Source organism: Streptomyces sp. NPDC056231 (assembly GCF_048270745.1).
Classification (GTDB): Bacteria; Actinomycetota; Actinomycetes; order Streptomycetales; family Streptomycetaceae; genus Streptomyces.
On the sequence record NZ_JBLVKW010000163.1, the window covers coordinates 1 to 5,877 of the forward strand.

Sequence of the window (5,877 nt, forward strand, 5' to 3'; positions counted from 1 at the left end):
CGTTGAGAGGCGCACGGCGGGTTCGGCGAGAGGTCCGGAGAAACGGACCGGGAGCAACCCCGGCACCGCGCTCCGGGCCTACTCAGCGGAGCCGTTGCGGAGCGTTACCCCGACGTTCGATTGCGAGGGACTGGCTCGTGTGAGGCGGCGTATGCCTTGTCCGTTGACGTTCGGAAGTGACGCTCCCTCTGGTCTCTGCTGCGGCCGGTTGTGAGCGGTGATGGCGCTGGTCATGCAGACCGGTGCACCGTTCTGGTACTCGCTGGTGTTCGAGGGGATCGACGATGTGGACGTCGAGGCGGTTACGGCTGCGTTCGGCATGGTCGAGGTGGTGGCGAGAGGCCACGCGGCCCGGGCGGCGTGTCCGGGCTGCGGGCGCTTCTCGGACCGAGTCCACGACCGTTATCAGCGCAGGCTGAAGGACCTTCCGCGCAGGGGGCCACGCGCCACCAGGCGACGCCCAGGGGCCATACCCGCGGACGCGGGGAGCAGGGCCTCGCCATCATCGAGTACGGGCGCAGCGTACCGGTGACATAGCACGCCCAGTCACGATGAGCATCGTCCTCCGTTGAGCTTGATGCACTCCAGGAGGTCAGCGTTCACGGCAGCATGGTGATCTACTGCTATAGAGTGACCATGCGCATGGCTGGTCTGTATGAGGGCTTCCGGCGGCGAGCGAATGAGGCTGCATTGAGTGAACTGACGAAGCCCGAGATCGACCTTCCGGAGGGTGACGCTCCCACCGAGCTGACAATCCGCGACCTCGTCGTCGGGGACGGGCTTGAGGCGAAGCCGGGCAGGGTTGTCCAGGTTCACTACGTCGGGGTCACCTTCGAGTCCGGAAAGGAATTCGACACCTCCTGGGACCGGGGCCAGACGTTCAAGTTCGCCGTGGGCGGTGGCAAGGTCATCAAGGGCTGGGACCGCGGGGTCAGAGGGATGAAGGTCGGCGGCCGGCGCGAGATCATCGTTCCCCCGCGCCTCGGCTACGGCAACCAGTCACCCTCGCCGTTGATCCCGGCGGGCTCGACACTCGTCTTCGTGGTGGACCTGCTCTCCGTCGCAGTCTGAGGCCTTCTGCTACCCGGCCTCTCCGCCCGGAACCAAGGCCGGGCAACACCTGCCGGCCGACCGCGACACCACACCCGTGCACCCTTCACCCGCAGCCACGGACAGAGGCACGCGCCGGCAACAACACGCATCGGCGCCCGTGATCCACAAACGGCAGACATCCCGGTTGCGGGCCTGAACCTGAGCCCGGACCGCTGGCCGACGGCCGGGGTGCCGGCGGCCATGAACCCCGCGAAACGAATAATCCGCGCGGCGACCTCACGCTGCCACTTCTCGTGGTCGCCGGGTCCCGCCCCTCGATCGCAGCCGGGACTTCTCGTCCGCTCACAGCCGACGCTCCCGGACCGACGATGCCGTTCGACTGAACGGGTGGTCGCGAACCCCGGCTGCCCGACTCGTACGCTCACCTCGTAGCCTCCGCACATGACTGATGATCCGTTCCAGTGCCGCTGCGTTCTCTGCCATGACTACGGTGACCGAACGGTGACCGAGACGAGGCGGACCGCGCGGATCTGACGATCATCGAGAATGTGCAGCAGCACGGATGGCACGAAGTCCGCCGCGGGTGCTGTATTGGCTGAGGACCAGAGGCATCCTGACGTTGTCGCCGGTCACCAAGTCGCGCTCAGGCAGGTCGATCTCCGCTGGTACCGGACGTTCTTCGGCCGGGCCATCGGGTTCTACCGGCGGCCTCCTTTCCCCTTGCTGCAAGTTGCGTGGCCCGACGTGGATGACCGCTTTCATTGGGAGGAACAGGCTGAAGAGAGGCATCGTGAGTCACAGCCTCAGTTGTGGCTGCCACCGAGTGAGCACCCTGTCGGGATCTGGACGACCGAACTCTGACCTCGAACGTGCGGGCGAGCGGCAGAGCAACACCGTCGCGAACGGCTACTGGAGCAGGATCATTTTGCGGAGCAGTTCGAATCCGGCTCGACCGTGTAGCTGTCTCTTGATCTTCTTGATGCGGTTCACGGCGCCCTCGATGCGTGGAGCGCTGACGGCAGAAGCCGTGGGTTTACGGGACATGGATCGAGAGAAGCATCCTGGACAACTTCGGGTTGGGATCGTGCCGATCGCGGGCGCGCGGGCGGATCGAGCCTCCGACGTCCACTGCTGCGTGGAGGCTGGACCCGCGCGGTACCCGCCGTTCCCTATCTGAGCGTGAGCATCGCCTCGGTGACCTCGCCGACCGCCGCATCGGGGATCGCAGTGGCGGCCTCCTTGAGGACGAGCAGTCGTGCCCCGCGGATCTCGCGCGCGATCGCCTCGCCGTTGCCGACGGGGAAGAACCGGTCGTGGCAGCCGTGGACGACGAGCGTGGGGACCTCGATCTCGGTCAGGCGCTCGCGCCAGCGGGGTTTGCAGTCGAGCCTGGAAAACACCATGCCCATCTGGTTGGCCATCTGGACCGGGGGCGCGGTGCCGGGCGTGCGGTCCCATATGCGCGCAGCGATTGCGCGCGCGGCGACGGGGTCGTCGCCGAGGATCTCCGCGCCGGCGGCGGCGAACTCCGCAACCGCCTCGCGGTCGGTCCAATCGGGCATCGGGCGCGCGAACAGTCGGCTCATCGTTGCCTGGTCATGGTCGGGGAGGTCATCGTCGGGCGGGCCAGGGGCAACCGGGCGTGTGCCGACCAGGGTGAGCGCCGAGAACGCGTCCGGATGGTCGAGCACGGCCACCTGGGCGACCATCCCGCCGACGCCGATCCCCGCGAGGTGCGCGGGCCCCCCGCCGAGCACGCCGGCAAGGGCCGCCGCGTCGGCGGCGAGGCCGCGCAGGGTGTAGGCGGGCGCCTCCGGATCCGTCATCGTCGACTCCCCGCTGTCGCGCAGGTCGTAGCGCACCACACGGCGCCCGCCGGCGGCGAGGCGCTCGCACAGCGCGTCGGGCCAGGAGAGCATCGTCGTCCCGCCCGCGAGCAGGACGAGTGGCGCGTCGTCGTCACCGAACGACTCGATGCCCAAGGCGATCTCATTGGCGTGGACAGTGGTCATCGGATCACCGGAAGCGAGCTCGGCACGACGGCGAACGCGGGCTTGCCGACCTCGCCAGCACCGTAGCCGGACGTGTCGTCCGAGCCTTTCGTCCCGTCGACCACGTCGAAGAGGCGGCGGCCGAGGACGACGGCGCCCGAGCGGGCGGACCCCTTGCGCAGGACCGGGCGGTCGTCGGGGTCGTCGGAAAACGCCCACGTGCGCAGGGCCTCGCCGTCGGTGCCCGGACCGTTGTCCGGGCTGGGGTCGGGTCCGGTGACGAAGCCGTCGATGGAAACCGAGATGTCAGCGATGATTCGAGTCATGCCAGGACAGACCCGATCCGCCGCCCGAACTCATCGCTCGCGCAGCCGACCAGCTGCCGCACGTGCCCCGCCCCGGTGCAGGTCGGGGCGGGGCACGGCGCGGTCAGACAGCCGGCAGGGCGGTCGCAGCGGTGTTGAACGAGCCCCGCACCATGACCAGCCACGAGGACTAGGCGGCCTGGGATGACCGCCCACGGCCACGGCGACGGGGATCATATGAGCCGCGACCAGGCACTGGGCGCGATCTCCCGGATCACGGCCGCTGTTGACGTGCCGGTCACCGCCGACATCGAACGCGGCTATGCGACCGATCCCGCCGGTGTGGGCGAGACCGTGCGCGGCGTCCTGGCGGCCGGAGCCGTGGGCATCAACCTTGAGGACACCCTCCGTCCCGTCGCCGAGCAGGTCGCACGGATCGCGGCGGCCCGCAGGGCCGCGGACGAGGCAGGCGTCCCGCTGTTCATCAACGCCCGCATCGACACGCACCGCCTGCCCTCTGGTGACCGCGTGGCATGACTGGACGAGACACTCACCCGTGCCGGCGCCTACGCGGCGGCCGGTGCGGACGGCATCTTCGTCCTCGGCCCGCTGGACACCCCGACGGTCAGGACGCTTGCCGGATCCACCCCCCTGCCGCTGAACCTCCTGGCCGGCCCCGGCGCACCATCAGTGTCCGAGTTCGCCGACGCGCGAGTCGCCCGCATTAGCGCGGGATCCTCCATCGCCGAGGCGGCCTACGGGCTGGTGCGACGAGCCACCCGCAAACTGCTGGCCCAGGGCACGACGGCCGCCCTTGAAGGCGGATACGACTACGCCACTCTCAATGCCTTGCTCCTGGCCGAACCGACGCGCTGAAGCGCGGTCAGAAGCGCAGCCACAGTCGGGGCGCCGCGACGATCACGGTGCCGTGGAAGAGCACTTGCCCGTGGGGACGACGACGAGTTGCTGCAGCTGCACGGACGGCTCCAGGCCCCCGCCCGGGCCGAGAACAGCCATCAACCGACCCGTGAGCGTGAACGGGCGATGAAGGGCTTCCGCAGCGTCGCGGGAGCCCAGCGGTTCCTGGCTGCGTTCAGCGGCATCTCACCCCACTTCCGGCCCCGGCGCCACCTCATGACCGCACCCGACTACCGCACCGAAATGATCATCCGCTTCGCCATCTGGGACCAGATCACCGGAACCACAGGCCGACCCGCCGCGGCCTGACAGTGAGGATGTTCATGAGCGTTCCCCGGCGGGGTCTGACCCACGGCCTGACTGACTCTGGGTCCTCAACGGGATTTGTCGGCCCCGTCCGGGGGACGCTCGCGTGCATCCGCCGGACCGGGGGACGTGACTTCATAAGAGCCTGGCCAGAGGCCCCATCACTGTCTTGTCCGCCCTCCCGGCCGACGGGTGCCATCCCGCCCGGTCAAATGGAGAGGACGGCACGATCCACCATGGCACAGCATGAGGTCGAGGTCACCGGCGGCGTCGACACCCACAAGGACACCCACACCGCAGCCGCGATCGACTCCGCGGGCCGGGTTCTGGGTTCAGCCCAGTTCCCCGCCTCCGCCCTCGGCTACCGCAAGCTCCTGACCTGGCTCCGCTCCTTCGGTGTCCTGGTCCTGGTCGGAGTCGAGGGCACCGGAGCCTACGGTGCCGGCCTGGCCCGCTACTTGCGTGAACACGACGTGACGGTGGTCGAGATCGACCGTCCGGACCGCAAGACCCGTCGCTGGCAGGGCAAGTCCGACCCGGTCGACGCGGAAGCAGCGGCACGGGCCGCGCTCGCCGAACGCCGCACCGGCACCCCGAAGTTCCGCGATGGCCGGGTCGAGGCTCTGCGAGCTCTGCGGGTCGCCCGCCGCAGCGCGGTCCAGCAGCGTGCCGACGTCACCCGGCAGATCAAGACCCTGATCATCACCGCGCCGGAAGGCGTCCGCACCATGCTGCGACACCTGAAGGACAAGGATCTGCTGACCGTCTGCGTGGGTTTCCGCCCCCGCCTCGACCAGGCGGGCGACCCGGCCACCGCGACGAAGATCGCCCTGCGCTCCCTCGCCCGCCGTCACCGCGACCTGGGCCAGGAGATCGACGAACTGGACGAGCTGATAGCCCCGCTCACCCAAGAGATCAACCCCGTCCTGACCAAGCTGAACGGTGTTGGCCCGGACGTCGCCGGCCAACTGCTGGTCACCGCTGGCGACAACCCTGACCGCCTCCGGTCGGAGGCAGCATTCGCGATGCTCTGCGGCGTCGCACCGCTGCCCGCGTCATCCGGGCGCACCCACCGACACCGCCTCAACCGGGGCGGCGACCGGGCCGCGAATGCGGCCCTCTACCGGATCGTTCTCTGCCGCCTTCGCTGGGACCAGCGCACCCGCGCCTACATGGAACGACGCACCAAAGAGGGCCTGTCGAAGAAAGTGAAGTTCCCCCCGGGTCCTGGACAGCGGGTGTTTACGCTGCGGGGGTGAGGTCTTGCCTGAGCAAGGTTCTCGTTTCGAGTGGGGTGACGTACC

General features: G+C 69.0%; 6 protein-coding genes and 3 pseudogenes. 6 read left to right on the plus strand and 3 right to left on the minus strand.

Annotation, left to right across the window (positions count from 1 at the left end; genetic code table 11):
• The first annotated feature begins 319 nt into the window (after positions 1-319).
• The 3 genes from ACNPQM_RS43485 to ACNPQM_RS43495 all read left to right on the plus strand — a co-directional run bounded on the left by ACNPQM_RS43485 (position 320) and on the right by ACNPQM_RS43495 (position 1,914).
• Complete coding sequence (locus ACNPQM_RS43485; RefSeq protein WP_418088349.1) at positions 320-532, plus strand: transposase family protein; 213 nt, start codon at positions 320-322, stop codon at positions 530-532.
• 158 nt (positions 533-690) lie between these two features.
• Positions 691-1,071, plus strand: a complete 381-nt coding sequence (locus ACNPQM_RS43490) for an FKBP-type peptidyl-prolyl cis-trans isomerase (protein WP_030976601.1) — start codon at positions 691-693, stop codon at positions 1,069-1,071.
• Between the two features lie 528 nt (positions 1,072-1,599).
• Positions 1,600-1,914 (plus strand): DUF4262 domain-containing protein, encoded by a 315-nt coding sequence (locus ACNPQM_RS43495; protein ID WP_418088346.1) that lies wholly within the window; start codon positions 1,600-1,602, stop codon positions 1,912-1,914.
• Positions 1,915-1,959: 45 nt separating this feature from the next.
• On the opposite strand, the gene ACNPQM_RS43500 is transcribed toward ACNPQM_RS43495, so the two are convergent.
• The 3 genes and pseudogenes from ACNPQM_RS43500 to ACNPQM_RS43510 form a co-directional block, all read right to left on the minus strand.
• Positions 1,960-2,097 (minus strand): hypothetical protein, encoded by a 138-nt coding sequence (locus tag ACNPQM_RS43500; RefSeq protein ID WP_418088350.1) that lies wholly within the window; start codon positions 2,095-2,097, stop codon positions 1,960-1,962.
• A 125-nt stretch (positions 2,098-2,222) separates the two neighbouring features.
• Positions 2,223-3,065 carry an alpha/beta fold hydrolase gene (locus ACNPQM_RS43505; RefSeq protein ID WP_418088347.1) on the minus strand — a complete coding sequence of 281 codons (843 nt, stop codon included), beginning with the start codon at positions 3,063-3,065 and terminating at the stop codon, positions 2,223-2,225.
• A gap of 8 nt (positions 3,066-3,073) precedes the next feature.
• Positions 3,074-3,370 (minus strand): annotated as a pseudogene (locus ACNPQM_RS43510) (dihydrofolate reductase); the annotation flags it as partial.
• 183 nt (positions 3,371-3,553) lie between these two features.
• Between ACNPQM_RS43510 and ACNPQM_RS43515 the strand changes: the two are divergent.
• The 3 genes and pseudogenes from ACNPQM_RS43515 to ACNPQM_RS43525 all read left to right on the plus strand — a co-directional run bounded on the left by ACNPQM_RS43515 (position 3,554) and on the right by ACNPQM_RS43525 (position 5,832).
• Positions 3,554-4,225, plus strand: a pseudogene (locus tag ACNPQM_RS43515) (isocitrate lyase/PEP mutase family protein).
• Positions 4,226-4,348: 123 nt separating this feature from the next.
• Positions 4,349-4,576: pseudogene (locus ACNPQM_RS43520) on the plus strand (IS6 family transposase); the annotation flags it as partial.
• A gap of 233 nt (positions 4,577-4,809) precedes the next feature.
• Positions 4,810-5,832: an IS110 family transposase gene (locus ACNPQM_RS43525; RefSeq protein WP_418088348.1), complete on the plus strand. Its 1,023-nt coding sequence runs from the start codon at positions 4,810-4,812 to the stop codon at positions 5,830-5,832.
• Positions 5,833-5,877 lie beyond the last annotated feature (45 nt).

Coding starts and splice junctions, on each gene's coding strand:
- ACNPQM_RS43485 (WP_418088349.1), top strand. CDS start 320: ATGGTCGAGGTGGTGGCGAGAGGCCACGCGGCCCGGGCGGCGTGTCCG.
- ACNPQM_RS43495 (WP_418088346.1), top strand. CDS start 1,600: ATGTGCAGCAGCACGGATGGCACGAAGTCCGCCGCGGGTGCTGTATTG.
- ACNPQM_RS43500 (WP_418088350.1), bottom strand. CDS start 2,097: ATGTCCCGTAAACCCACGGCTTCTGCCGTCAGCGCTCCACGCATCGAG.
- ACNPQM_RS43505 (WP_418088347.1), bottom strand. CDS start 3,065: ATGACCACTGTCCACGCCAATGAGATCGCCTTGGGCATCGAGTCGTTC.
- ACNPQM_RS43525 (WP_418088348.1), top strand. CDS start 4,810: ATGGCACAGCATGAGGTCGAGGTCACCGGCGGCGTCGACACCCACAAG.